The sequence below is a fragment of the Agrobacterium sp. 22117 genome (assembly GCF_052045735.1).
GTDB classification, from domain to species: domain Bacteria; phylum Pseudomonadota; class Alphaproteobacteria; order Rhizobiales; family Rhizobiaceae; genus Agrobacterium; species Agrobacterium cavarae.
Map to the genome: position 1 here is coordinate 1 of NZ_JBQEPP010000014.1, position 1,738 is coordinate 1,738.

General features: G+C 56.0%; 2 protein-coding genes. Both read left to right on the top strand.

Features of this window, described 5'->3' with window-relative positions:
- A partial coding sequence (locus ACTJKV_RS21870) for a porin (protein ID WP_112359567.1) occupies positions 1-1,059 on the top strand: 1,059 nt, incomplete at its 5' end.
- A 290-nt stretch (positions 1,060-1,349) separates the two neighbouring features.
- A partial coding sequence (locus tag ACTJKV_RS21875) for a porin (protein ID WP_440598477.1) occupies positions 1,350-1,738 on the top strand: 389 nt, incomplete at its 3' end.

Here is a 1,738-nt window from a genome sequence, read left to right on the forward strand (position 1 = left end):
ATGAACATCAAGAGCCTTCTCATTGGCTCCGCTGCAGCTCTTGCAGCAGTATCTGGCGCAAAGGCCGCTGACGCGATCGTTGCTGCTGAGCCTGAGCCACTGGAATACGTTCGCGTTTGCGACGCTTTCGGCGCAGGCTTCTTCTACATTCCTGGTACGGAAACCTGCCTGAAGTTCGGCGGCTACGTTCGTTTCCAGACCAATTTCCAGCGCGGTGACGGCACGACTGCTGGCACCTCGAACGGCGGCACCTCTGACTGGGACGCATTCACGCGCGCTCAGTTCGAAGTTGATACTCGCACAGACACCGAGCTCGGCGCTCTGCGCGGCTTCATCGGCTTCCGCGGCAATGCTGACAACGGTTCTTCCGCTTCTTCGTCGGTATTCGTCGACCAGGCCTTCATCGAACTCGGCGGCCTGAAGGTCGGTAAGTTCTACAACTGGTGGGATGACGGTCTCTCGGGCGAAACCGATCTCCTTTCTTCCAACACCCTGTTCAACTCCGTTCGTTACTCCTACGACGCTGGCTCTTTCTACGCTGGTCTGTCGGTTGACGAACTCGAAGGCATCTCCTTCGCTGGCGACACCACCACGGACAACAACGTTGGCATCTCCGCTGCTGTTGGCACCAAGCTCGGCGGCGCTGCTCTGCAGCTCGTTGGCGGCTACGACATCGACCGCGAAGATGGCGCTGTTCGTCTGATCGCAACGGCTGATGTTGGTCCTGGCACCCTCGGCCTGTCTGGCGTCTGGGCTTCTGGCGTAAACTCCTACTATGCTCTGTCTGAGTGGGCTGTTGCTGCTGAATACGCGATCAAGGCAACCGACAAGCTGACCATCACCCCTGGCGTTCAGTACCTCGGCAATGTTGCAACGAAGACCAACACGTTCGCAATCGTCAACGCTGACTGGTCTTCCAACGACGCTTGGACCGCTGGCCTGACTGTTGACTACAAGATCACACAGGGTCTCTCTGCTAAGATCGCAGCGAACTACTACGACGAAGACAACCGTCCTGAATTCTGGACCGGTTTCGTCCGTCTTCAGCGTTCGTTCTAATCTGATCTAACGTATAAGAATAATAAGAACCCGGCTTTCGAGCCGGGTTTTTTATTAAGCTGATGTGAGTCAACGGTGCCAGACTGTTAAGGATCGCGTAATAGGTTCCTCTTTGTTCGCGAACTATGTAGCGAAACGGCAACGGTGCGGCGAAAGGCAGATGTAATTGTGACGAAAATGTTTCCTTATCAATTGCGCGAATCCTTCATCTTGTCTCTAATCAACCTCACAGGAGCACAGCAGTTCACGCTATCCCACCCGCTCCTTCGACTCTTTGACTGGAGGTCAATATGAACATCAAGAGCCTTCTCATTGGCTCCGCTGCAGCTCTTGCAGCAGTATCTGGCGCAAAGGCCGCTGACGCGATCGTTGCTGCTGAGCCTGAGCCACTGGAATACGTTCGCGTTTGCGACGCTTTCGGCGCAGGCTTCTTCTACATTCCTGGTACGGAAACCTGCCTGAAGTTCGGCGGCTACGTTCGTTTCCAGACCAATTTCCAGCGCGGTGACGGCACGACTGCTGGCACCTCGAACGGCGGCACCTCTGACTGGGACGCATTCACGCGCGCTCAGTTCGAAGTTGATACTCGCACAGACACCGAGCTCGGCGCTCTGCGCGGCTTCATCGGCTTCCGCGGCAATGCTGACAACGGTTCTTCCGCTTCTTCGTCGGTATTCGT